A 25,470-nucleotide genomic window follows, 5' to 3' on the forward strand; every position below is an offset into this window, starting at 1 on the left:
GATTTCTTAATAAAACTTGCTCAGTAAAATTCTTTAGACTATTTTTATTTTAGAACATCTAATAAAAGATCTTTAAGCGTATGAGTTATAATGCAACGATAGAAGAAGAAAATAAAGAAATTGCAAACAGATATAAAAACTTATTAAAAGGTACTTACCAAACATTATCTGAAGATGATAAAAAGCTGATACGTAAAGCTTTTGACATTGCTGTTGAGGCACATTCTGAGCAACGTAGAAAGACTGGTGAACCATATATTTTTCATCCAATAGCTGTTGCTAAGATTGTTGCTGATGAAATTGGATTAGGTGCAACATCTATTGCTGCTGCACTACTTCATGATGTTGTTGAAGATACTCCTTATACAATTGATGATATGGAGCGCTTATTTGGAGAAAACATAGCGCGTATAGTTAGTGGTCTTACAAAAATTTCAAGTTTAAAAAAAGAGCAAGACTATTCTATACAAGCTGAAAATTTTAGAAAAATGCTACTTACCTTACATGATGATGTTAGGGTAATTCTTATAAAAATTGCCGATCGTTTGCATAACATGCAAACAATGGATGCAATGCCACCTCATAAGCAAGTAAAGATAGCCTCTGAAACCTTATACATTTATGCACCTTTAGCACACCGTTTAGGCTTGTATAATATTAAAACAGAATTAGAAGACTTAGGTTTAAAATATACAGAACCTGAAGTTTACAAAGATATTCTTACCAAAATAAAAGACAGTAAAGAAGATCAACAAAAATATATTAATAGCTTTACTGGCATCTTAAAAGAAGCTTTAGATAAAGAAGGCTTTAACTATGATATTAAAGGTCGTTTTAAATCTATTTTTTCTATTAGAAAAAAGATGCAAAAGCAAAACGTAACTTTTGATGAAGTATACGATAAATTTGCTATCCGAATTATTTACGAACCAACCTCTGGTGATGAAAAATTTGATGCTTGGAAAATATACTCTATTGTAACCGATTTTTTTAAACCAAATCCTGCTCGTTTAAGAGATTGGATTTCTCAGCCAAAATCAACAGGTTACGAAGCACTACATATTACCGTTATTGGTCCTCAATCAAAATGGGTAGAAGTACAAGTACGTTCTGAAAGAATGGATGAAATTGCCGAAAAAGGATATGCAGCCCATTTTAAATACAAACAAAATGATGTTAAAGAAAATGGTCTTGACGGTTGGTTAAACCGTTTAAAAGAAACTCTAGAAAATCAAAGTATTGATGCTATTGATTTTGTTGAAGATTTTAAACTTAACTTATACGCTAAAGAAATATATGTATTTACACCTAAAGGTGACTTAAAATCATTACCCAAAAACGCATCTGCCCTAGATTTTGCTTTTTCTGTTCATACTGATGTTGGTTTAAAATGTAGAGGAGCTAAGGTAAACGGAAAACTAGTTCCTTTAAGTTATGCCCTTAAAAGTGGTGATCAAGTTGAAGTTCTTACTGCTAGTAATAACAAACCAAATGTTCGTTGGTTAGATTTTGTTTTAACAGCTAGAGCTCGTACAAAAATTAAGTCGGCATTAAAAGCAGAAGAAAAAATTATTGCTGAAGAAGGAAAAGCAATTTTACTTAGAAAACTTCGCCATTTAAAAATTGGTTCGAGTGATAAAATAATTCATGAAATTGCTCACTATTTTGGTTTAAAAACTAGCTTCGATTTATTTTTTAGAGTAGGTAATGGTGCTATTGACAACACGCAATTAAAAGAGTTTGTTGCACAAAGAAGTGGTTTAATAATGGGTTTTATTAAAAACACTTTTCGTCGTAGCCCATCTAAAGATTTTTCAGATAAAGAAGAAGTTACTCACAAGTATGATGCATTAGTTTTTGGTAAAGATGAACAAACTTTAGATTATACACTCGCTAAATGTTGCTCTCCTATTCCTGGAGATAAAGTTTTTGGCTTTGTAACCATTAATGAAGGTATAAAAATACACAAAAACGATTGCCCTAATTCCATTTCTTTGCAATCTAATTATGCTTATAGAATTATGCCTGCCAAATGGATAGACTCTACTAAGCAAGATTTTACGGCTATTTTACATTTATCTGGAATAGATAATAAAGGTATTGTAAATAATATTACGCGTATTATTTCTAATAGTATGGATGTATTTATACATAGCATTAATATCTCTGGAGACCACGGTGTTTTTGATGGAAAACTTTCTTTAAGTGTTAAAAACAAAGCGCAATTAAATAAATTAATTGACAATATGAGAAAGCTCGAAGGGGTACAAAAAGTAGAACGTGTTAATACATTGTAAATATCATTTTAATTTACTTGTTTTTTTATCAATAAATAACTGTAAATTTGTCTTTTGTAAAAATTTAAAAGTAAATGGGTAATTCAGTCGAAAATCAAGAAATTGTAAAAAAAGTTTTCACTACTTTTTTAGAAGAAAACAAGCATCGTAAAACACCTGAACGCTATGCGATTTTACAAGAAATATATGTAGCTGAAGAGCATTTTGATATAGAATCTTTATATATTAAAATGAAAAACAAAAACTATCGTGTAAGTAGAGCTACGCTTTATAATACGATGGATCTACTTATAGACTGTGGATTGGTTAGAAAACACCAATTTGACGGCCAATCAATGGCACGCTATGAAAAAAGTTACTTCGATAAAAACCACGATCACGTAATATTTACTGATTCTGGAGAAGTAAAAGAATTTTGTGATCCTAGAATTCAAATTATCAAAAAAACTATTGAAGAGGTTTTTGATATTGATATTCAAAACCACTCACTTTATTTTTACGGAACAAAACGCAACAAAAAATAACAACAACAAATACACTTAATAACACACTAAATGGCAGTAGATTTATTACTCGGATTACAATGGGGAGACGAGGGAAAAGGTAAAATCGTAGATGTTTTAACAGGAAATTACGATATTATTGCACGATTTCAAGGAGGTCCAAACGCAGGACACACTTTAATATTTGATGGTAGCAAACATGTTTTACACACAATTCCTTCTGGAATTTTTCATAAAACCGCTTTAAATGTAGTTGGTAATGGTGTTGTAATTGACCCAGTTATCTTTAAAAAAGAATTAGAAAATTTAGATGTACATAATATAGATTACACTTCTAAGTTATTAATTTCAAGAAAAGCACACTTAATATTACCTACACACAGGTTATTAGATGCTGCTTCTGAAACATCAAAAGGTAAAGCAAAAATTGGTTCTACATTAAAAGGTATTGGTCCAACTTACATGGACAAAACTGGTAGAAACGGAATGCGTGTTGGTGATTTAGAACTTGATAATTGGAAAGATAAGTATAGATCTTTAACTCAAAAGCATTTAAGTATGCTTGCTTATTTTGATGTTCAAGTAGAGTACGATTTAGATGAATTAGAAGCTGAATTCGACTTAGGTATCGAAAAATTAAGAACACTACAATTTATAGATTCTGAAGAGTTTTTAAACTCAGCGATAAAAGAAGGTAAAACTATTTTAGCTGAAGGAGCACAAGGATCATTATTAGATATCGATTTTGGTACCTATCCTTTTGTAACTTCTTCAAATACTACAGCCGCTGGTGCTTGTACAGGTTTAGGAATTGCACCTAATAGAATTGGTGATGTATTCGGTATTTTTAAAGCATATACAACGCGTGTTGGTTCAGGACCATTTCCTACTGAATTATTTGACGAAGATGGTGCAGAAATGGCTAAAGTTGGTCATGAATTTGGTGCAACAACTGGTCGTCCTAGAAGATGTGGTTGGTTAGATTTAGTTGCTTTAAAATATGCTGTTGATGTTAACGGTGTTACACAATTAATGATGATGAAAGGTGATGTACTTTCTGGTTTTGATACTTTAAAAGTATGTACATCTTATAACTACAAAGGTGAAGAGATTACACATTTACCTTACAATATTGAACCTGAAAACATATCAGTAAACTATACTGAGTTTAAAGGATGGGAAGATGATTTAACTAAAATGACTAGTGCAGATCAATTACCTAAAAACTTAATGGACTATGTAGCTTTTATTGAAAAAGAAACAGGAGTTCCGGTAAAAATTGTATCTGTAGGACCTGACAGAAAACAAACAATTAATAGATAAATTTAAAAAGGAGCTCTATCGAGCTCCTTTTTTATTGTGAACTAATGATTAATGAATATTTAGAAAACATTATAAAACAATTTAAATCTTACAAAGAAGTAGCTGATAAAGCAATACAGCAACTACAAGAAGAAGATTTACATTGGAAATATAATGATGAAAGCAATAGTATTGCTTCAATTATTATACATCTCTCTGAAAACATGCTTTCTCGATGGACGGATTTTTTTACTACCGATGGAGAAAAGAGTTCAAGAGATAGAGATAAAGAATTTGAATCTCATAATTTATCTAAGCACGAATTACTACAAAAATGGGAAGATGGATGGAACTGTCTTTTTACAGCTATAAGCTCTTTAAATGAAACTAATTTTAATACTCCTATACAGATAAGAAACAAACAACATAAACTTATAGAGAGTATTACTAGGCAAATAGCCCATTACCCTTATCATATTGGTCAAATAACCTACATCGCTAAAATGATTTTAAATGATAAATGGAAAACAGCCTCTATTGCTAAAGGAAAATCAAAAGAGTACATGAAACAAGAGTTTAAAAAAAATTCAATCTAAAAAAAAGGAGTTCAAAATTTGAACTCCTTTTTCATTTATTTTTTTAAAATCTCTTCACCAAATTTATGACACAATGCTAATGTTTCATTTACGTCATCAATTGTTGTTTTTGGGTTTATTAAACACATTCGTAATACAACCTGTTTATTTAAAATTGTAGTTACCAACAATGCTTCTTTAGAATCCATTACCTTTTTAGAAATCTTCTGATTTAAAACATCAATTTCTTTTTCTGATAAATTCAACCCTATAGGGTTATATCTAAAGTTAATAACCGCTAAAGTTGCAGGAGAAATAATTTCCCAATGCCTACTCTTACGTAAATTCTTTTCAACATCATCAGCCAACTGAATATTATAAGTTACAGCCTTTTTAAAAGTATCTAAACCATAGGTTTTTATTGACATATAAAACTTTAAAGCTCTAAACCTACGGGTTAATTGAATACCATAATCATAAAAATTAATCTCAGATTCATTCCCTTCAATATCTCTTAAATATTCTGGTTTTTCACTAAAAGTACTACTTAACCAAGATGAATCTTTCACCAATAAACATCCGATTTCATAAGGTTGATAAAACCATTTATGCGGATCAACAGTTAAAGAATCTGCTCTTTCAATTCCGCGTAAAGCCCTTGCTCCTTTTTCTGATAAAATCGCTGCCCCACCATAAGCTCCATCAACATGAAACCATAAATTTTCCTCTTCACAAATATCTGCTATCTCATCTAACGGATCAACAGTACCTGTATTTGTTGTTCCTGCTGAAGCTAAAAAACAAAAAGGTTGCAAACCTTCCAACCTATCCTTAGCTATTGCGTTTTTTAGTTTATTTATGCTTATTCTAAATTCTATATCAGTTGGTAAAATACGAATCTGCTCTTTCTTAAACCCTAAAACACGAATTGCCTTAATATTAGACGAATGTGCTTGATCTGATAAATAAATTACAGCTTTCGAAAAATCATCACCACATTTAATTCTACGTGCAGTAACTAAAGCTGTTAAATTAGCCATAGAACCACCACTTGTAAAAATACCTCCTCCTTTTTCAACAGGAAAATTAAACATTTTAAGTAACCAGTTCATTGTTACTATTTCTAATTCTGCCGCTGCTGGAGACACTACCCAACCTCCAGAAAAAATATTAAACCCTGTTGCCAAACTATCGGCCATTGTACTAATAAAATTACTTGGCCCTGGTACGAATGAATATGCTTTAGGGTGTGAAATAACCGTACTATTTGGTATTACATTACCCATTACAAAATCTAAAACTTCATTTGCATTCATACCTTTTTCAGGTGCTTCTTGCAAAAATAAATTATCCATTTCTTTACGTGTAGCAGAAGTAACAGGTTTTTTATCATTCATAGTATCCCAGTGCTCTGCAATAAGATCAACTATTTTATAACCATAAGACTTCATCTCTTCAAGAGATAAATCAAAATGAGCGCTCATAAAAATATTTTTTTTATTGTTTTTGCAAAATTAATCATTAAAAAAACGGTACTCTCTCTTTTCTTATTATAATTTTATTGGTTTATTAAGAAACATGGCACGTTCTTTTCATTATTTTTGCTAACTAAATACTGTTACTTTGAAAAAATTATTTTTTTTAACTTTTTTATTATTCTCTATAATAGGTTTTTCTCAATCAAAAAGAATAAAAATACTCTCTACGCAACTAAGTACTGCCGATGAAGAAAAATATCCTGGAGCCACTATACTCAGTGGTAAAGTAAAAATGGAACATGAAGGTGCTACACTCGATTGCCAAAGAGCTTTATTTTATAAGAAAGAAAATATTTTTAAAGCGGTAGGAGAAGTCGTTATAGAACAAGGTGATAGTATTATTCAATACAGTGATTTTGCTATTTATAACGGAGCAACTAAGAAAGCTAAATCTTGGGGAAATGTTGAAATTAACGATAAAGAAATGAAAATGAGCACTGATACGCTTCATTTTGATAGACAAAATCAAATTTTATACTATCCTAACGGAGGAACAATTCGTGATAAAAAAAACACATTAAAAAGTATTAGAGGAACCTATTTTTTAAAGGATAAAAAATTTACTGCCAAATCTAAAGTAACCGTAGTAAACCCTGATAATAATTTAGAATCTGATCATTTAGATTATTATACAAATTCTAACTTAGCATACTTATACGGACCAAGTACTGTTACTAATTTAAAAGACAGTACTAGAATTTATTCTGAAAGAGGTTTTTATGATACAAATACAGATATTTCTTACTTTGTAAAAAATGCTAAACTTTTTTTAAAAGAACGAACAATCTCTGCTGATAGTTTATACTATGATAAACGTAAAGGTTTTGCTTCTGCTACAAATCGAATAAAAGTTATTGATACACTTCAAAAAATGGTTACAAAAGGTAATTATGCTGAGTTGTATGAGAAAAAAGATTCTCTTTTTATTATTGATAGAGCTGTTGCTATTACTGTTTTAGATAAAGATTCTATGTATGTTGCTGGTGATAAAATTTTATTAACTGGTAAACCAGAAAAAAGAATTGTAAGAATTTTTAAAAATGTGAAAATTTTCAAATCTGATTTACAAGGAAAATGTGATTCTATTCACACAAGCCAAACAACAGGTTTAACACGATTATTTAATAACCCTATTCTATGGTCTGGTAAAAGTCAAATTACTGGAGATAGCATTCAACTATTAACGAACAAAGAAACAAATAAACTAGACTCTTTAAAAGTGTTGCAAAATGCCTTTATGATTCAAAAAGATTCTTTATCTAATGATAACTTTAATCAAATAAAGGGTAGAAATATTTATGGTAAGTTTGAAAAAAATGACTTAAAAACCATGCTTGTTAAAGGAAATGCCGAATCTTTATACTTTAATAGAAATGATGACAGCAAAAAGCTAGAAACCATTACTAAAGAAATTGCAAGTGATATTGAATTTACTTTAGAAAAAAATGAAATCATTGAAACAAAGTATTTTAAAAAATCTGAAGGAAAGACATTTCCTCCATCTCAATTTCCTTCTGATGAGAAAAAATTTAAAGGTTTTATTTGGAGAGAAGATGAACAACCTAAAACTGTTGAAGACATTTTTGTAAAAGATAAAAATGCCGTTATACCTAATGATAAAAAAAATAATTTAACGGTAAAAAGAGCAAGAAGAAACTTCATTAAAGAAAGTGTAAAAAAACAAAAGAGTAAAAAACTAGAGCTTCCAAATTTCAAATAACCATAACTAAAGTGAAAAACGATTTTTTAAAATATCAAGGGCAAACAACACCACATCCTTTAGCAATTGAAATATCACATGCTAATGGTAGTTACATTTACGATGCTAACGGAAAAAAGATGTTAGATTTTGTTGCTGGTGTATCTGCAAATACATTGGGGCATAATCACCCCAAAGTTACTAATGCTATAAAAAATCAATTAGACTCTTATACACATGTTATGGTGTATGGTGAATTTATACAAAAACCTCAACTAGAATTGTGTAAAGCACTAGCAAAAACATTACCTGAAAACTTATCTTCTGTTTACATCGTTAATTCAGGAACTGAAGCTACTGAAGGTGCCCTAAAACTAGCAAAACGTTTTACAGGCAGAGATGAAATGATAGCCGCTAAAAACAGTTATCACGGTAATACCCAAGGCGCAATGAGTGTTTGTGGTGCCGAACAACAAAATCGCGCATTTCGTCCGTTGGTTCCTGGTATTAAATTTATTGAATTTAATAACGAAGCCGATTTAGCAAAAATAACTACAAAAACAGCAGGTGTTATTTTAGAAACGATTCAAGGTGGTGCTGGTTTTATTGAACCAAAAAATAATTATTTAGCAAAAGTAAAGCAACGTTGTGAAGAAGTTGGTGCTTTATTAATTTTAGATGAAATTCAAACAGGAATTGGGCGCACCGGAAAATTTTGGGGTTTTGAAAATTACAATGTTATTCCTGATATTATTATAACTGGTAAAGGTTTAGGTGGCGGAATGCCTATTGGTGCTTTTATTGCTTCTTTTGAAATTATGAATTGCCTTAAAGAGAATCCAAAATTAGGACATATTACAACTTTTGGTGGACATCCTGTAATTGCAAGTGCTGGTTTGGCTACTGTAAAAGAAATTACTGAATCAAACCTCATCGAAGAAACACTAAGGAAAGAGAAATTAATTAGGGATAAATTTAAAAATAACACTGCCATTAAAGAAATTAGAGGGCGTGGATTAATGTTAGCTTTATTAGTTGGCTCTCCTGAAATTGCTTCAAAAGTTATTTTAAATTGTTTAGATAAGGGCTTAATTTTATTTTGGTTGCTTTTTGAAGGTAGTGCTATAAGAATCACTCCTCCATTAACCATTTCTGATAAAGAAATTAACGAAGGATGTGATTTTATTTTAAATGAACTAAATAATATTTAAACTAAAAATTCAAATAAATTTGGTTTATCATTTAAGTATTCACCATAAAAATTAAGTGCTTTCATTCTAGCCATTAAAGGTGCTAAATCTTCACTTTTAACAAGTTCAATACCAACTACAGCTGGTGCATTTTCTTTACTCGTTTTCTTTGAGTATTCAAAATATGTAATATCATCGTTTTCTCCTAAAACGTCTATTACAAATTCTTTTAATGCTCCTGCTCTTTGCGGAAAACGAATGATAAAATAGTGCTTTAATTTACCATATAATAATGCACGCTCTTTAATTTCGGCAGTTCTTGTTATATCGTTATTACTACCGCTTATAACACAAACAACATTTTTACCTTTAATTTCATCTGCAAAAAAATCTAGCGCTGTTATTGTTAAAGCGCCAGCAGGTTCAACCACAATAGCTTCTCTATTATATAAATCTAAAATCGTTTGACATACTTTTCCTTCAGGAACCGTTATCATATCATGCAAATTTTCTTTACAAATATTAAAAGTTAAATTCCCTACTTGTTGTACTGCTGCACCGTCAATAAACTTATCTATTTTTTCTAACTTAACATTTCTATTGGCTGAAATAGATGTTTTCATAGATGGAGCTCCTTCTGGCTCTACTCCTATTATTTTTGTGTTTGGAGACAGTAATTTAAATACACTAGATAGCCCTGAAGCTAACCCTCCTCCTCCTACAGGAACAAATACATAATCTATAGCCTCTTTAGATTGGTTTATCATTTCTAAACCAACTGTTGCCTGCCCTTCTATAATTTTTTCATCATCAAAAGGGTGTACAAATGTTTTACCTAAAGTATCACACACATGTTTTGCAAACTTATAAGCATCATCAAAAGTGTCACCAGACAATTCAATATCAACATAATCTCCACCAAACATTTTAACCTGTTCTACTTTTTGTTTTGGTGTAGGTGCTGGCATTACAATAGTACCATGAATTTTTAACTTCTTACAAGCAAAAGCGACTCCTTGCGCATGATTTCCAGCACTTGCACAAACAATTCCATTACGTCGTTGTTCTTCAGTTATCGAACTAATTTTATTATACGCTCCTCTAATTTTATAAGATCTAACCTGCTGTAAGTCTTCTCTTTTAAGGAAAATATTTGCCTTAAACTTTTCTGAATAAATATAATTTTTAAATAAAGGAGTTTCTATAGCTACACCTTTTAGTGTAGCTACAGCCTCCTTAATTGCCTTTATTGTTGGTGAATATGTGGTATTTACTTGCATATTATTAATGAAAAACTACTGCTTCTTTTTCTTCTTCTTGATCTATTGTTTTCATGGCGGTCATTGACGCTCTTAATGTTTTACCAATAGCCTCAATTGGATGTCCTTGAATTGTATTATTTACAGCAATTAAATCTAAATTATCTACTTCATTAGAAGATGTAAATGATTTACCTATAACAGAAGTATCAACGTCTTTCATAAAATCAACTAACATTGGTTTAGCAGCATGATCAAATAAATAACATCCATACTCTGCTGTATCAGAAATAATACGATTCATTTCATATAATTTCTTTCTTGCTACGGTATTCGCTATTAATGGTAATTCGTGTAAAGATTCGTAATAAGCTGACTCAGCCTTAATACCTGATGCTACCATGTTATCATAAGCTAACTCTACACCTGCTCTTACAAAAGCAACCATTAAAGTACCATGATCAAAATATTCTTGTTCGTTAAACTCTATTTCTGTAGCTGTTGTTTTTTCAAAAGAAGTTTCTCCTGTAGCTGCTCTCCATGATAATAAGTTAACATCATCATTAGCCCAATCTTCCATCATTGTTCTTGAAAAATGACCTGACATAATATCATCCATATGCTTTGTAAACAATGGCGCTAAAATAGTTTTCAATTCTTCTGAAATTTCAAATGCTTTAATTTTAGCTGGATTTGATAAACGATCCATCATATTTGTTATTCCTCCATGCTTTAAAGCTTCGGTAATAACTTCCCATCCGTATTGGATTAATTTAGATGCATATGTAGGTTCAATTCCTTCTTCAACCATTCTTTCAAATGATAAAATAGAAGCTGTTTGTAACACACCACATAAAATAGTTTGTTCTCCCATTAAATCAGACTTAACCTCAGCAACAAACGATGATTCTAATACACCTGCTTTATGACCACCTGTTGCAACGGCATATGCTTTTGCTTGTGCCCACCCTTTGTTTTCTGGGTCATTTTCTGGGTGTACTGCTATTAAAGTTGGTACACCAAAACCTCTTTTATATTCTTCTCTTACCTCTGTACCAGGGCATTTTGGTGCAACCATAATAACTGTTAAGTCTTCACGAACTTGCATTCCTTCTTCTACAATATTAAAACCGTGAGAATAAGATAATGTAGCTCCTTTTTTCATTAAAGGCATTACCGTGTTTACAACTCTTGTGTGTTGTTTATCTGGTGTAAGGTTTAATACTAAATCTGCAGTAGGAATTAACTCTTCGAAAGTACCTACGTTAAAATTGTTTTCTGATGCATTTTTAAAAGAAGCTCTTTTTTCTTCAATTGCAGCAGCTCTTAAAGCATAAGAAACGTCTAATCCTGAATCTCTCATGTTTAAACCTTGGTTTAATCCTTGAGCTCCACAACCAATAACAACAATTTTCTTTCCTTGTAATGCTTTTACTCCATCAGTAAATTCTGATGAGTCCATGAATCTACATTTTGCTAATTGTTCTAATTTTCCTGCTAATGATAATGTATTGAAATAATTTGTTGCCATTTTTTAGTTGTTTGTTGATAATAATGTTGATATTTTCATTTCGTCTTTAGTAATTGCAATTCGCCCTGATCTGACAAATTGCATAATACCATGTTGATCTAACGTATGATATAGTTCTTCTATTTCTTCTTTAGCTCCTGATTTTTCAAGTACAAAAAAGTCTTTATTTATATTAATTACTCTAGATTTACTACTATTTATTATAGTTTGAATTTCGTTATTTTCTGTTAATAAATTAGAACTCAATTTAAACAAGCATGATTCTTGATATATGGTATTTTCATCTGTATGATAATACGCCTTTATAACTTCTACTTGCTTTTCTATTTGACCTATAATTTTTTTTATTTGTTCTTCTGTTACTTTAACTAATAACGTAAATCTAGACACACTTTTTATTTCTGATTTAGAAATATTCATGCTCTCTATATTTATATGTCTTCTTAAAAAGATTCCTGAAATTCTATTTAATAAACCTACGTTATTCTCTGTGTAAATCGAAACGGTAAATGTTTGTTTATTTTCCATAATTATGCTAATCTTATATCTGAAACTGATGCTCCTGTTGGAATCATCGGAAATACATTATTCTCCTTCTCAACACAAACCTCTAAAAAATATGCATCTTTAGATTCCATCATTTCTTTAACAGTACTTGCTAAATCTTCTCTTTTGGTAACTCTTTTTGCATCTATACTATAACCTTTTGCAATCGCTACAAAATCTGGATTGGTCATTTCTGTTGACGCATATCGTTTATCAAAAAACAATTGTTGCCATTGACGTACCATTCCTAAAAACTCATTATTTAAAACAACAATTTTAACTGCTGCTTTCGTTTGTAAAATGGTTCCTAATTCTTGAATTGTCATTTGATAACCTCCGTCTCCAGCAATCATCACAACCTCTCTTTCTGGAGCTCCCATTTTAGCTCCAATTGCAGCTGGTAATGCAAAGCCCATTGTACCTAAACCACCTGAAGTAACATTACTTTTAGTTTTGTTAAATTTAGCGTAACGACATGCAAACATTTGGTGTTGCCCAACATCTGAAACAATAATCGCATCTCCTCCTGAAGCTATATTTATTTCCTTTAAAACCTCAGCCATTGTTAAACCATCTTTGGTCGGGTATAAATCTTCTTTCTTTACTTTTTCATATTCAATAGCTTCTAGTTTTGTAAACTCTTCTAACCACTGATTATGTTTGTTTTGGTTGATTAACGGTAATATTTGTGCTAAACTCTCTTTAACATCACCTAAAACAGCAACATCTGATTTTACGTTTTTATCAATTTCAGCAGGATCTATTTCAAAGTGAATTACTTTTGCTTGTTTAGCATATCTACTTAAATCTCCTGTAACACGGTCATCAAAACGCATTCCTACAGCTATTAATAAATCACATTCGTTTGTTAATTTATTAGGCGCATAATTACCATGCATTCCAACCATACCCACATTTAATTCATGTTCTGTTGGTAATGCTGACAATCCTAAAATTGTCCATGCCGACGGAATATTTGCTTTTTCTATAAACGCCTTAAACTCTTCTTCTGCTTCCCCTAAAATAACACCCTGCCCAAAAACAATCATTGGTTTTTTAGCGTCATTAATTAATGATGCAGCTGCTGCTACTTCAGTTATATTAACTTCTGGTTTTGCTTGGTAACTACGTACTGAAGTACATTTTTCATATTCAAAATCAAAAGTTTCAAACTGAGCATCTTTTGTAATATCAATTAATACAGGTCCTGGTCTACCTGATTTTGCTATATAAAATGCCTTTGCAAAAATTTCTGGAATCTCAGAAGCTTTTGTTATTTGATAATTCCATTTAGTTACAGGAGTTGAAATACCAACTATATCAGTTTCTTGAAAAGCATCCGACCCTAATAAATGAGAAGCTACCTGACCTGTTATACATACCATCGGTGTAGAATCTATTTGAGCATCTGCAATACCAGTAATTAAATTCGTAGCTCCAGGTCCTGATGTTGCTATTGCTACACCTACTTTACCTGTTACTCTTGCAAATCCTTGTGCTGCATGCGTAGCTCCTTGCTCATGGCGAGTAAGCACATGATTAATTTTATCTTGGTATTTGTATAGCTCATCGTATACAGGCATAATTGCCCCACCAGGATATCCGTAAATTAAATCTGCTCCTTCTTCAAGTAAGCATTTAACAACAGCTTCTGCTCCAGAGATATGTATTTTCTGCTTTGAAACTGTTTCAGGTTTTGTTTGCGTTTTTGTATTCATAATTTCAGCTATTAAAATGCATCAGTTACACACCCTTTAGATGCTGACGCTACTGTTTTTGCGTATTTGTATAATATTCCTTTTTTATGCTTTAATGCAGGTGCTACCCATTGTGCTTTTCTTTCTGCTAATTCCTCATCAGAAAGTAATACATTTATAGAATTGTCTTCTGCACTAATTCTAATTTTATCTCCTGTTTTAAGTAAACCAATTGCTCCTCCAGATTGTGCTTCAGGTGTAATATGCCCAACTACAAACCCATGCGTTCCTCCAGAAAAACGACCATCAGTAATTAATGCAACAGATTTTCCTAAGCCTGCTCCCATAATAAGCGAAGTTGGCTTTAACATTTCTGGCATTCCAGGTCCTCCTTTTGGTCCAACATATCTAATTACAACCACATCACCTCTTTCTACCTCTCCGTTAGAAATACCTGTATTTGCTGCCTGTTCTCCATCATATACAACTGCTTTTCCTTCAAAAAGCAATCCTTCATTTCCTGATATTTTTGCAACAGCTCCTTCAGTAGCTAGGTTCCCATAGATTATTTGAATGTTTCCTGATGTTTTTAAAGCTTTATCTTTTGGATGTATTACATCTTGATCATCAAACTCCATTGCCTCAACATTTGCTAAGTTTTCAGCCAATGTTTTTCCTGTAACAGTTAAACAATCACCATGTAAATAACCATTATCTAATAAATATTTCATAACAGCAGGTGTACCTCCTATTGAATGAACATCTTCCATTAAATATTTTCCTGATGGTTTTAAATCAGCAATTAATGGAGTTCTATCACTTACTTTTTGAATATCTTCTAAAGTAAAATCTATATCAGCAGCGTGTGCTATTGCTAAAAAGTGTAATACTGCATTCGTAGAACCTCCTAAAGCATTTACCAATGCCATTGCGTTTTCTAAAGACTTTTTAGATATAATATCTAAAGGTTTTAAATCTAATTCTAATAAGTTTTTAATAGCCAAAGCTGTTCTTTCTGCTTCAGATAATTTATTAGGATTTTCTGCTGGTATTGATGAATTATATGGTAATGCAAACCCCATACATTCTATTGCTGATGCCATAGTATTTGCGGTATACATACCACCACAAGCACCTGCACCAGGAATTGCTCTTTTTATAATTTCTCTATACTCATCTTCCTCTATTTCTCCTGCTACTTTTTGGCCTAAAGCTTCAAAAGCAGAAACAATATTTAGTTTCTTTCCTTTGTAATTTCCAGATGCAATTGTTCCTCCATACATCATAATTGATGGACGATTTAAACGCAACATTGCTATTACTGCTCCTGGCATATTTTTATCACAACCAACTACCGATACTAATGCGTCATAACTTTGTGCATTCATAACCGTTTCTATAGAATCGGCAATAATATCTCTTGAAGCTAACGAGTAATTCATTCCTGAAGTTCCCATCGAAATTCCATCAGAAACTCCAATTGTATTAAATCCTAAACCAACTAAACCTGCAATTTTTGTTTCAACTTTAACTTCGGCTGCTAAATTGTTTAAATGCATGTTACATGGGTTACCATCATAGCCAGTACTTGCAATACCAACTTGAGCTTTACTCATGTCTTCATCTGTTAAACCAACTGCATACAACATTGCTTGTGATGCTGGTTGAGATTCATCTTGTGTTAACCTACTACTGTGTTTGTTTAATTTCATTTTAACTTGCTTTACGTTTATTACGTAATCCTAATACTTCGTTTTTATATAATTTCATTAATTGATATCCGTGTGATTTCTCCCATGCTAATGGAAACTGATACTCATCTAATGATTCTAATCCTACAACTTCTGCCGCTGTTCCTGTAAAAAAACAAGCATCCATATCTTTTAATTCTTCTAAAGTGACATGTTTTTCTTCTAGTGAAATTCCATTTTCTTTACATAAATCAATTACTGTTGATCGTGTAATACCTGCCATAATATGGCCTTTAGGAGGTGTATATAATTTCCCATCTTTCTCCATAAATATATTTGCTCCAGAACACTCAGCAACATTATTATTCATATCTAACAACAAAGCCTCATCATAACCTGCCGCTTTTACTTCATTTGATGCTAAAATAGAGTTGGTATAATGCCCTGTTACTTTTGCTTCAACAAAGCATGATTTAGGATTTGGACGTTGAAATTTAGATGTTTTAACTCTTAATAGTTTATTACCCATTAATTTACCCCATTCCCAACATTGTATAATTAATTGAGAATCTTTAGCTGAAAAGACTCCCATATTTTCACCTGCTACAATTAGAGGTCGGATATATGCATCTTGCAAATTATTTTTTTCTAACAACTCATATGTTAATCGTGTAAGCTCTTCTTCAGTATAATTAAACTCAATACTCATTACTTCGGCTCCGTATTTAAGTCGTTTGTAATGTTCCTCAGATTTAAACACTTTAGTTCCTTCATTCGTTTTGTAAGCTCTTATGCCTTCAAAAACTCCATTACCATAATGCAAGCTTTGACTGTATGGGTTTGATGTAGCATCTTTTGCTTTGATAAACTCTCCATCGTAAAAAATCACACTTTCTTCGTTATAATACATCCTCTCCTTTTTTTAATATTCAAAATTATTTTATTGTTTCTTTATTAATTCTACTTACTTTTTATTTTAATGATGCCTATCTGACAACAAAAACACTTAATCGTTTAATTATCAATAATTTAAAAAACAACATATATACTATTCAACATATAAAAAAAACCTGTGTCAAAATTGACACAGGTTTTTTATTGTATAGCAATAAACATCTGTATCAACTCGGTGGTGAGCTAATAATGACAATAATTAAGACTATGACTATGTTATAAATTTTATTCATTTTGATGTAATAAAAAAGGCTTCCTAAAAATTTAGGAAGCCTTTTAATATTTATTTTTTTTAAATATACTTCCTTTATCCTTGTAAAATAATTACAATGACTACAATAGAAATAATATTTAAAATTTGTTTATTCATTTTTTGTTTTAATCTCCGTTTATAAAAAACCGATAGGCAAATATTGAAATTTATTTTTTAATTATCCTAATTATTTTATAATAATTTAAAATTAATTTATATGTTTGCAATATGATTACACAAAAAAATAAAATACGTAGTACTGTTCCCAGTACATTTGTTCGCTTTCGCCGTCGCAGCTAAAAGCAAACAAATATTTCTTTATACGTAACTTTTATTTTTTATTCTTTGTACAATTTCAAATTCATATCAATAGTATCTGTAGTTATTCTTTCGAATAGCCCCGCAGTTGTACGCCCTATTTTCCGCCGTCGCCCTTTGGGTGCTATCTAATTTATTGAACCTAGGTGAGTCCGGTTCTTCTTTTCAAACAATCAATTTATTTCAAATAACACAATACCTATCAAACACTTAAGTGTTTACTAAATTCATATTGGTATTATTTAAAATCAAGAACAATGGAAATTGTTATTGCTAATAAATCACATAGTATATACGCAAAAATTATCTGTGACACTATTGCAGAGTCTGCTAATGTTAGAGGTACAGGAATTGCTAAGCGTACACCTGAATATATCATAACTAAAATAGAAAACGGCAATGCTGTTATCGCTTTAGAGAATGAGAAATTTGCTGGATTTTGTTATATAGAATCTTGGGGGCATGGAAAATTTGTTGCTAATTCAGGCTTAATTGTACATCCTAATTTCAGAAAACAAGGACTGGCTAAAAGAATAAAAGCAACCGTTTTTGAACATTCGAGAACAAAGTTTCCTTCAGCGAAAGTATTTTCAATAACAACAGGTTTACCTGTAATGAAATTAAATAGCGATTTAGGATATAAACCTGTTACTTTTTCAGAATTAACAAATGATCAATCTTTTTGGAAAGGCTGTCAAACCTGTAAAAACTATGACGTTTTACAAAGAACAAAACAACAAATGTGTTTATGTACAGGCATGTTATACGATCCATCATTCAAAGAAAAAAACAACACTAAAGTAAAAATTAAAGAGAAAGTTTTTCAAAGATTAAAGAGAATTAAAGAAAGCCTTTTTTTAAAAAAACATAAAAAATGAAAAAATTAGTCATTGCATACAGCGGAGGTTTAGATACATCATATTGTGCCGTTAGCTTATCTAAAGCTGGATATGAAGTTCATGCTGTTAGCGTAAATACAGGTGGATTTACAGATACAGAAATTCAAGATATTGAAAAAAACGCCTATAAAATGGGAGTTACTACTTATAAGAATATTGATGCTGTCGCTACATTTTATCAAAAAGTAGTAAAATATTTAATCTACGGAAATGTATTAAAAAACAATACATATCCTTTATCTGTAAGTGCAGAAAGGATTATTCAAGCAATCGAAATTGCAAAATATGCTAAAAGTATTAATGCAAAATATATTGCTCACGGAAGTACTGGAGCAGGAAATGATCAGGTACGTTTTGATATGATTTTTCAAACTATTGCTCCTGAAATTGAAATTATCACACCAATTAGAGATCAACAACTCTCTAGACAAGAAGAAATACAATACCTAAAAGATAATGGAATTGACTTGTCTTGGGAAAAAGCAAAATACTCGGTAAATAAAGGTTTATGGGGAACAAGTGTTGGCGGAGAAGAAACGTTAACTTCTGCTAAAGCATTACCTGAAAAAGCATATCCATCTCAATTAGAAAAAAACGGAGAGGAAAAAGTAAAAATGACTTTTAAAAATGGCGAATTCATTGCTATAAACGCTATAATTGATTCACCACAAAATAACATTCAAAAATTAAATGAATTAGCATCTAAATATGCTATTGGTAGAGATATTCATGTAGGTGATACCATTGTTGGAATTAAAGGAAGAGTTGGTTTTGAAGCTGCAGCCGCGCTAATTTCAATTAAAGCACATCATTTATTAGAAAAACACACCCTTACTAAATGGCAATTACAACATAAAGAATATTTGTCTAGTTTTTACGGAATGCATTTACACGAAGGCCAATATTTAGATCCTGTTATGAGAGATATCGAAGCTTTTCTAGAAAATAGTCAAGCTAAAGTTTCAGGTGAAGTATCTATAACTCTTAAACCATATCATTTTCAGTTAGATGGTATTACTTCTAAACATGATTTAATGAATCCTGAATTTGGAAGCTATGGAGAAGAAAATAAAGCTTGGACTGCAAATGATGCAAAAGGTTTTATTAAAATTCTAGGAAATCAAAACAAAATATATCAACAAGTTAATTCTTAAAAAATGATACAAGCAGGAATTATAGGAGGCGCTGGTTATACAGCTGGAGAGTTAATTAGATTATTAATAAATCACCCAAAGGTTGAAATTAACTTCGTTTTTAGTACCTCTAATGCAGAAAATAAAATAAGTAACATTCATCAAGATTTAGTTGGTACTCTAAACTTAAAATTCACCAATACAATTAATTCAAATATTGATGTATTGTTTTTATGTTTAGGTCATGGAAATTCTAAGAAGTTTTTAGAAAGTAATACTTTTTCTGATGCTACAAAAATCATCGATTTAGGAAATGATTTTAGATTAAAAAAAGATACTATTTTTCAAGAAAAGAACTTCGTTTATGGTTTGCCTGAGCTACAAAAAAGCAAAATTAAAAAAGCAAAATACATTGCAAACCCTGGTTGTTTTGCTACTGCAATTCAATTAGCAATACTTCCATTAGCTAATGACAACTTAGTTACTAACGATATACATGTAAATGCTGTAACAGGTGCTACTGGTGCTGGTACCTCTTTATCTGCAACAACCCATTTTACTTGGAGAGATAATAATTTTTCATATTACAAACCTTTTACACATCAACATTTAGGAGAAATCAATCAATCTGTAAAAACGTTACAAACTAATTTTAGCTCTCAAATTGTGTTTATGCCAAATAGAGGTGATTTTTCTAGAGGGATTTTTGCTACGGCTTACACCTATTTTAAAGGAACTTTAGATGAAGCAAAAACACTTTATAAAGAGTTTTATAAAGATGCTAATTTTACTATTATTTCAGATAAAGAAATACATTTAAAGCAAGTAGTAAATACCAACAAGTGTTTAATTCACTTACACAAGCATGAAAATAAATTACTCATAACAAGTGTTATTGATAATTTATTAAAAGGAGCCTCTGGACAAGCAGTACAAAACATGAATTTGATGTTCGGGTTTGAGGAAACAGCAGGACTAAATTTAAAAGCAACTTATTTTTAGAAAACGAAATGTCAATTCGAGCGGAGTTGAGAACTCTCGACTGTGCTCGAAAAGCCACAAAAAACATAAAACATGAAAATAGCAATTATAGGTACAGGAAATTTAGGAAAATCTATTGCAAAAGGATTAATAACAACCAATGCTATAACTTCTTTGTATTTAACAAGAAGAAAACTAGATACTATTAAAGAATTTGAAGGATATAAAAATGTTAGTTTAACAACTAATAACTCTGAAGCTGTTATAAATTCAGACATCATTATTCTAGCTGTTCAACCAGCACATTTAAAACAAATTTTAAATGATATTAAGCCTCTATTAAAAGAGAATCACATTATTATTTCTACCATTACTGGTTTTTCAATTACTCAAATTGAAGAGGTTGTTGGAGTTCATAATTTTATTATTAGAGCAATGCCTAATACTGCAATTGCCGTTGGTAAATCGATGACTTGTTTGTGTGGAAACACCAAAGGATTGGAAAGAATAAAAGTAGCCGAAGCTGTTTTTAACAGATTAGGTACTTCTATTGTTATTCCAGAATCTAAAATGCAAGCTGCAACCGTAGTTTGTGCAAGCGGAATTGCTTTTTGGATGCGAATGATAAGAGCAACAACTCAGGCTGCTATTCAATTAGGTTTTGATGCCAAAGAAGCACAAGAATTAGCCATGCATACTTGTGATGGTGCTGCAAACTTATTAATTACAACAGGAAATCATCCAGAACAAGAAATAGATAAAGTTACAACGCCTAAAGGCTGTACCATTGAAGGGTTAAATGAAATGGAACATCAAGGATTGAGTTCTTCATTAATACAAGGAATGGTTACCTCATATAATAAAATTAACACCATAAAAACTGAGCAATTATGAGTTTATTTAATGTATATCCACTTTTTGATATTACTCCCGTAAAAGCAAAAGATATTAATGTGTATGATGAAAATGGTACAGAATATTTAGACTTATACGGAGGGCATGCTGTTATTTCTATTGGACATTCTCACCCAACATATGTAAAGAATATCAGTAATCAAGTAAGTAATTTGGGCTTCTACAGTAACTCAATTCAAAATCCGTTACAAACAAAATTAGCTGATGAGTTAATAAAGCAATCTAATTGTAACGATTATCAATTGTTTTTATGCAATTCAGGAGCTGAAGCAAATGAGAACGCTTTAAAACTAGCTTCTTTTCATACCAATAAAAAGAAAATTATTGCTTTTAAAAATGGTTTTCATGGTAGAACATCTGCTGCGGTTGCTGCTACAGATAACACTAAAATTGTTGCGCCAATTAATGCACAACAAGAGGTTGAATTTTTCGAATTAGGTGATTTACAATCTGTAGAAAAAGCTTTACAAAAAGAAGATGTTTGTGCTGTAATTATTGAATGTATTCAAGGAGTTGGTGGTTTAGATGAAAGTACTACTACTTTTTATCAAAGTTTAGATAAATTATGTAAACAATACAAAGCTTTGTTTATAGCCGATGAAGTACAATCTGGTTTTGGAAGAACTGGTGATTTCTTTGCTTTTCAAAAACACAATATTACCCCAGATATTATTTCAATGGCTAAAGGAATGGGAAATGGTTTTCCTATTGGCGGAATTTTAATTCATCCATCAATTGAAGCTTCTTATGGTTTATTAGGAACCACTTTTGGTGGAAATCATTTAGCTTGTGTGGCTTCTTTAACTGTTTTAACTATTTTGAAGGAAGAAAAATTACTAAAAAATGCAAGTATTATTTCTGAATACTTTATTAAAAAAGCAGCAGAGATTCCAGCAATTAAAAAAATAAAAGGGAGAGGTTTAATGCTTGGAATAGAATTTAATTTTCCAATTGCATCGTTAAGAAAAGAACTAATTTTTAAACATCATATTTTTACAGGAAGTGCTAAAAACCCTAATTTACTAAGGATTCTTCCGCCACTAACAATCAAAAAACAACATGTTGATCAGTTTTTTGATGCCATAAAAAAGGAATTGAGTAATTAAAAACCTCTCGACTGCACTTGAGGAGACATTGATTTGTCTGATTGATTATTACTTTCAATTAAAATGTTTTTTAATTGAAAGTAGCAAACACAGTTTGTCGAGACCTATAGAATTATAGTATGAAAAAATATACCAATATAAACGATATAAAAAATGTTTCTAAAATTATTCAAGAAGCAATTCAATTAAAAGAAAACCCCTTTCTATTTGAAAATTTAGGAAAACATAAAACACTTGTAATGTTGTTTTTCAATTCTAGCTTAAGAACAAGGTTAAGTACAGAAAAGGCTGCGAAAAATTTAGGTATGCAAGTAATGATATTAAATGTTAATGATACTTGGAATTTAGAATTTGAAGATGGTACAGTTATGAATTTAAACTCATCTGAACATGTAAAGGAAGCTACTCAAGTAATTTCTCAATACGCTGACATTATAGCCATAAGAGCATTTTCATCTTTAAAAAATAAAGAAAAAGATGAGTCTGAATTCATATTAAATAGCTTTATAAAATATGCAACAATCCCAGTTGTAAACATGGAAAGTTCAACAGCGCATCCTTTACAAGCTTTAACAGATGCAATTACCATTGAAGAGTTAAAAACAAAACCAAAGCCAAAAGTTGTATTGTCTTGGGCTCCGCACCCTAAAGCATTGCCTCATGCTGTTGCTAATTCATTTGTTAAAATGATGCAAGAAACAGCTGTTGATTTTTCTATTACGCATCCGAAAGGTTATGAATTGAATCCTGAAATCACAAAAAACACGCCTATTAATCATAATCAAGAAGAAGCTCTTAGAAATGCTGATTTTGTATATGTAAAAAACTGGAGTAACTATACTGATTATGGGAAAATTACTTCTCAAGATCCAAATTGGATGCTTACAAAAGAAAAATTAGGTACAGCTAAATTTATGCATTGTTTACCTGTTAGAAGAAATGTGGTAGTTGAAGATAGTGTGTTAGACAGTAACAATTCTGTGGTAATTCATGAAGCTAATAACAGAACGTATGCAGCTCAGGTTGTGTTAAAAAAAATAATAGAGAATATATAATTATTGTCAGGTAGAGCATTACTGAAATCAAAATATTTTTTGATTAAAAGTTACAAACGAAGTTTGTTGAAACCTAATTAACCTCTCGACTTCACTCGAGGAGACATTAAAATAGAGTATGGAAACATTAAAAATTATAAAAATAGGAGGAAATATTATAGACAATCCAATAGCATTAGATAATTTTCTTATTGAGTTTTCTAAAATTGAAGGCCCAAAAATATTAGTACATGGTGGTGGTAAATTGGCCACAAAACTAGCACAACAAATGAATGTAGAAGTTAAAATGGTTGATGGTAGAAGAATAACAAATACAGAAACATTAGATATAATTACGATGGTCTATGCTGGAAAAATAAACAAAACAATCGTAGCTTCTTTACAACAAAAATCAACCAATGCTCTTGGTTTTACAGGTGCTGATGGCAATACAATTCTCTCAGTAAAAAGACCTATAAAAGAAATAGATTATGGCTTTGCTGGCGATATAATTAATGTAGACACTACTGTCTTAAACACATTATTAGATATAGCCATTATACCTGTTTTTTGCGCCATTACTCATGATAATAATGGACAATTATTAAACACCAATGCAGATACAATTGCTTCAGAATTAGCCATTGGTTTTGCTAAGAAATATCAAACAGAATTGTATTACTGTTTTGAAAAGAATGGTGTTTTATTAGATATAAATGATGACGACTCCGTTATAGAAAATATTACTACAAAACAATATGAAGAATTATTGGCTAAGAACATTATTGCCGATGGAATGTTACCAAAAATGAATAATTGTTTTCATGCAATTAACCAACAGGTACATAAAGTTTGTATTGGAAAATCAGAAATGTTATACAACCAAAATTCAAAATTCACAACAATACAAGCTTAATGAAAACACAACAAGAATTAACGCTTGATGCGATCGAATTATTAAAAAACTTAATAGAAACACCTTCTTTTTCATCAGAAGAGAACCAAACAGCACTGCTTTTAGAAAGTTGGTTTATTAGTAACAATATTCCTTTTAAAAGAAATGTACATAACGTTTGGGCTATTAATAAATATTTTGATGAAAGTAAACCTAGCTTACTTTTAAATTCACATCACGATACCGTAAAACCTAATAATGGCTACACAAAAGATCCTTTTAAGGCAATTATTGAAGATGGAAAATTATATGGCTTGGGAAGTAACGACGCAGGTGGTTGTTTAGTTTCACTATTAGCTACTTTTACTCACTTTTATCATAAAAAAGACCTAACATATAATTTAGTAATTGTAGCGTCTGCAGAAGAAGAAAGTAGTGGTAATAATGGTTTAAATAGTATGCTATCTATCATTCCGAATATTGATGTAGCTATTGTTGGCGAACCAACTTTAATGAATTTAGCTGTTGCCGAAAAAGGATTGGTTGTTTTTGATGCTATAGTTAAAGGTACTCCAAGTCATGCTGCACACCCAAATACCAATAATGCCATTTATAATAGTATTAATGTTTTAAAGTGGTTTGAAAATTATCAGTTTAAAAAATCGTCAGATGCTTTAGGGGATGTAAAAATGACTGTTACACAAATAAATGCAGGTAAGCAACATAATGCAATTCCTTCAGAAGTAAAACTAGTTGTTGATGTGCGTGTTAATGATAAATATACAAATCAAGAAATTGTAAATATTCTACAAAAAGAATCTCCTTGTGATACTATTAAACCTCGTGGAATAAAATTGAGTTCTTCTTCAATTCCGATTAATCATGATTTAATAAAAGCAGGTATTTCTTTAGGAAGAAAAACTTATGGCTCTCCTACCCTATCAGACCAGTCCGTATTAAGTTGTCCTTCTTTAAAATTAGGTCCTGGTGATAGCACTCGTTCGCACACAGCAAATGAATTTATTTATTTACATGAAATTGAAGAAGGAATTGAAATTTATATCAAATTATTAAATCGAGTAATAGTTTAAAAAATAAGTAATCGTAATAACAAGGAAGTATGGTAAAATTACCTCTTAATTAATTATGAGATT

At 30.9% G+C, this 25,470-nt stretch carries 21 protein-coding genes; 14 read left to right on the top strand and 7 right to left on the bottom strand.

The window, feature by feature from the left end; translation table 11 throughout:
• Positions 1-80 precede the first annotated feature (80 nt).
• The 4 genes from H518_RS0114615 to H518_RS0114630 all read left to right on the top strand — a co-directional run bounded on the left by H518_RS0114615 (position 81) and on the right by H518_RS0114630 (position 4,698).
• A complete protein-coding gene (locus tag H518_RS0114615; protein ID WP_028889761.1) occupies positions 81-2,297 on the top strand; it encodes a RelA/SpoT family protein in 2,217 nt (738 codons plus the stop codon).
• Between the two features lie 74 nt (positions 2,298-2,371).
• On the top strand, positions 2,372-2,821 hold the full coding sequence (locus tag H518_RS0114620; protein ID WP_028889762.1) for a Fur family transcriptional regulator: 450 nt from the start codon (positions 2,372-2,374) through the stop codon (positions 2,819-2,821).
• Between the two features lie 30 nt (positions 2,822-2,851).
• On the top strand, positions 2,852-4,123 hold the full coding sequence (locus H518_RS0114625; protein WP_028889763.1) for an adenylosuccinate synthase: 1,272 nt from the start codon (positions 2,852-2,854) through the stop codon (positions 4,121-4,123).
• 44 nt (positions 4,124-4,167) lie between these two features.
• Entirely contained in the window at positions 4,168-4,698 is a 531-nt protein-coding gene (locus H518_RS0114630; protein WP_028889764.1) for a DUF1572 family protein, read from the top strand.
• A 35-nt stretch (positions 4,699-4,733) separates the two neighbouring features.
• Here H518_RS0114630 and H518_RS0114635 read toward each other — a convergent pair whose 3' ends face one another.
• The gene (locus H518_RS0114635) at positions 4,734-6,161 is read right to left on the bottom strand and encodes a pyridoxal phosphate-dependent decarboxylase family protein (protein ID WP_028889765.1); all 1,428 of its coding nucleotides are present in this window, start codon (positions 6,159-6,161) and stop codon (positions 4,734-4,736) included.
• Positions 6,162-6,300: 139 nt separating this feature from the next.
• On the opposite strand from H518_RS0114635, the gene H518_RS19965 reads away from it, so the two are divergent.
• Together H518_RS19965 and H518_RS0114645 are read left to right on the top strand one after the other, a co-directional pair.
• A complete protein-coding gene (locus H518_RS19965; protein ID WP_064966383.1) occupies positions 6,301-7,935 on the top strand; it encodes an OstA-like protein in 1,635 nt (544 codons plus the stop codon).
• Positions 7,936-7,946: 11 nt separating this feature from the next.
• A complete protein-coding gene (locus H518_RS0114645) occupies positions 7,947-9,125 on the top strand; it encodes an aspartate aminotransferase family protein (RefSeq protein ID WP_081411197.1) in 1,179 nt (392 codons plus the stop codon).
• Here the strand turns inward: H518_RS0114645 and ilvA are convergent.
• The 6 genes from ilvA to H518_RS0114675 are packed head-to-tail and all read right to left on the bottom strand — an operon-like array spanning position 9,122 to position 16,738.
• Positions 9,122-10,384, bottom strand: a complete 1,263-nt coding sequence (gene ilvA / locus H518_RS0114650; RefSeq protein WP_028889767.1) for a threonine ammonia-lyase IlvA — start codon at positions 10,382-10,384, stop codon at positions 9,122-9,124. The genes H518_RS0114645 and ilvA overlap by 4 nt on opposite strands.
• A gap of 4 nt (positions 10,385-10,388) precedes the next feature.
• Positions 10,389-11,894 carry a ketol-acid reductoisomerase gene (ilvC, locus tag H518_RS0114655; RefSeq protein ID WP_028889768.1) on the bottom strand — a complete coding sequence of 502 codons (1,506 nt, stop codon included), beginning with the start codon at positions 11,892-11,894 and terminating at the stop codon, positions 10,389-10,391.
• Between the two features lie 3 nt (positions 11,895-11,897).
• The gene (ilvN, locus tag H518_RS0114660) at positions 11,898-12,422 is read right to left on the bottom strand and encodes an acetolactate synthase small subunit (RefSeq protein WP_028889769.1); all 525 of its coding nucleotides are present in this window, start codon (positions 12,420-12,422) and stop codon (positions 11,898-11,900) included.
• A gap of 2 nt (positions 12,423-12,424) precedes the next feature.
• Complete coding sequence (gene ilvB / locus H518_RS0114665; protein WP_028889770.1) at positions 12,425-14,158, bottom strand: biosynthetic-type acetolactate synthase large subunit; 1,734 nt, start codon at positions 14,156-14,158, stop codon at positions 12,425-12,427.
• Positions 14,159-14,169: 11 nt separating this feature from the next.
• Complete coding sequence (gene ilvD / locus H518_RS0114670; protein ID WP_028889771.1) at positions 14,170-15,849, bottom strand: dihydroxy-acid dehydratase; 1,680 nt, start codon at positions 15,847-15,849, stop codon at positions 14,170-14,172.
• Between the two features lies 1 nt (position 15,850).
• A complete protein-coding gene (locus tag H518_RS0114675; protein ID WP_028889772.1) occupies positions 15,851-16,738 on the bottom strand; it encodes a branched-chain amino acid transaminase in 888 nt (295 codons plus the stop codon).
• Positions 16,739-17,610: 872 nt separating this feature from the next.
• Between H518_RS0114675 and H518_RS0114680 the strand changes: the two genes are divergently transcribed.
• The 8 genes from H518_RS0114680 to H518_RS0114715 all read left to right on the top strand — a co-directional run bounded on the left by H518_RS0114680 (position 17,611) and on the right by H518_RS0114715 (position 25,407).
• A complete protein-coding gene (locus tag H518_RS0114680) occupies positions 17,611-18,231 on the top strand; it encodes a GNAT family N-acetyltransferase (RefSeq protein WP_028889773.1) in 621 nt (206 codons plus the stop codon).
• On the top strand, positions 18,228-19,406 hold the full coding sequence (locus tag H518_RS0114685) for an argininosuccinate synthase (RefSeq protein ID WP_028889774.1): 1,179 nt from the start codon (positions 18,228-18,230) through the stop codon (positions 19,404-19,406). Before H518_RS0114680 ends, H518_RS0114685 begins: the two co-directional genes overlap by 4 nt.
• A 3-nt stretch (positions 19,407-19,409) precedes the next feature.
• A complete protein-coding gene (gene argC / locus H518_RS0114690; protein ID WP_028889775.1) occupies positions 19,410-20,387 on the top strand; it encodes an N-acetyl-gamma-glutamyl-phosphate reductase in 978 nt (325 codons plus the stop codon).
• A gap of 72 nt (positions 20,388-20,459) precedes the next feature.
• Positions 20,460-21,260 carry a pyrroline-5-carboxylate reductase gene (gene proC, locus H518_RS0114695; RefSeq protein WP_028889776.1) on the top strand — a complete coding sequence of 267 codons (801 nt, stop codon included), beginning with the start codon at positions 20,460-20,462 and terminating at the stop codon, positions 21,258-21,260.
• Entirely contained in the window at positions 21,257-22,387 is a 1,131-nt protein-coding gene (locus tag H518_RS0114700) for an aspartate aminotransferase family protein (RefSeq protein ID WP_028889777.1), read from the top strand. The genes proC and H518_RS0114700 overlap by 4 nt, the downstream gene beginning before the upstream one ends.
• 119 nt (positions 22,388-22,506) lie before the next feature.
• A complete protein-coding gene (locus H518_RS0114705; protein WP_028889778.1) occupies positions 22,507-23,442 on the top strand; it encodes a Rossmann-fold NAD(P)-binding domain-containing protein in 936 nt (311 codons plus the stop codon).
• Positions 23,443-23,560: 118 nt separating this feature from the next.
• On the top strand, positions 23,561-24,337 hold the full coding sequence (gene argB / locus H518_RS0114710; protein WP_028889779.1) for an acetylglutamate kinase: 777 nt from the start codon (positions 23,561-23,563) through the stop codon (positions 24,335-24,337).
• Positions 24,337-25,407 (top strand): M20 family metallo-hydrolase, encoded by a 1,071-nt coding sequence (locus H518_RS0114715; protein WP_028889780.1) that lies wholly within the window; start codon positions 24,337-24,339, stop codon positions 25,405-25,407. The genes argB and H518_RS0114715 overlap by 1 nt, the downstream gene beginning before the upstream one ends.
• Positions 25,408-25,470: the final 63 nt, after the last annotated feature.

This window comes from Tenacibaculum ovolyticum DSM 18103 (assembly GCF_000430545.1).
Classification (GTDB): Bacteria; Bacteroidota; Bacteroidia; order Flavobacteriales; family Flavobacteriaceae; genus Polaribacter; species Polaribacter ovolyticus.

Bases quoted from the DNA above. Each gene is read 5' to 3' on its own strand.
- H518_RS0114615 (WP_028889761.1), top strand. From the start codon at position 81: ATGAGTTATAATGCAACGATAGAAGAAGAAAATAAAGAAATTGCAAAC.
- H518_RS0114620 (WP_028889762.1), top strand. From the start codon at position 2,372: ATGGGTAATTCAGTCGAAAATCAAGAAATTGTAAAAAAAGTTTTCACT.
- H518_RS0114625 (WP_028889763.1), top strand. From the start codon at position 2,852: ATGGCAGTAGATTTATTACTCGGATTACAATGGGGAGACGAGGGAAAA.
- H518_RS0114630 (WP_028889764.1), top strand. From the start codon at position 4,168: ATGATTAATGAATATTTAGAAAACATTATAAAACAATTTAAATCTTAC.
- H518_RS0114635 (WP_028889765.1), bottom strand. From the start codon at position 6,161: ATGAGCGCTCATTTTGATTTATCTCTTGAAGAGATGAAGTCTTATGGT.
- ilvA (WP_028889767.1), bottom strand. From the start codon at position 10,384: ATGCAAGTAAATACCACATATTCACCAACAATAAAGGCAATTAAGGAG.
- ilvC (WP_028889768.1), bottom strand. From the start codon at position 11,894: ATGGCAACAAATTATTTCAATACATTATCATTAGCAGGAAAATTAGAA.
- ilvN (WP_028889769.1), bottom strand. From the start codon at position 12,422: ATGGAAAATAAACAAACATTTACCGTTTCGATTTACACAGAGAATAAC.
- ilvB (WP_028889770.1), bottom strand. From the start codon at position 14,158: ATGAATACAAAAACGCAAACAAAACCTGAAACAGTTTCAAAGCAGAAA.
- ilvD (WP_028889771.1), bottom strand. From the start codon at position 15,849: ATGAAATTAAACAAACACAGTAGTAGGTTAACACAAGATGAATCTCAA.
- H518_RS0114675 (WP_028889772.1), bottom strand. From the start codon at position 16,738: ATGTATTATAACGAAGAAAGTGTGATTTTTTACGATGGAGAGTTTATC.
- H518_RS0114680 (WP_028889773.1), top strand. From the start codon at position 17,611: ATGGAAATTGTTATTGCTAATAAATCACATAGTATATACGCAAAAATT.
- H518_RS0114685 (WP_028889774.1), top strand. From the start codon at position 18,228: ATGAAAAAATTAGTCATTGCATACAGCGGAGGTTTAGATACATCATAT.
- argC (WP_028889775.1), top strand. From the start codon at position 19,410: ATGATACAAGCAGGAATTATAGGAGGCGCTGGTTATACAGCTGGAGAG.
- proC (WP_028889776.1), top strand. From the start codon at position 20,460: ATGAAAATAGCAATTATAGGTACAGGAAATTTAGGAAAATCTATTGCA.
- H518_RS0114700 (WP_028889777.1), top strand. From the start codon at position 21,257: ATGAGTTTATTTAATGTATATCCACTTTTTGATATTACTCCCGTAAAA.
- H518_RS0114705 (WP_028889778.1), top strand. From the start codon at position 22,507: ATGAAAAAATATACCAATATAAACGATATAAAAAATGTTTCTAAAATT.
- argB (WP_028889779.1), top strand. From the start codon at position 23,561: ATGGAAACATTAAAAATTATAAAAATAGGAGGAAATATTATAGACAAT.
- H518_RS0114715 (WP_028889780.1), top strand. From the start codon at position 24,337: ATGAAAACACAACAAGAATTAACGCTTGATGCGATCGAATTATTAAAA.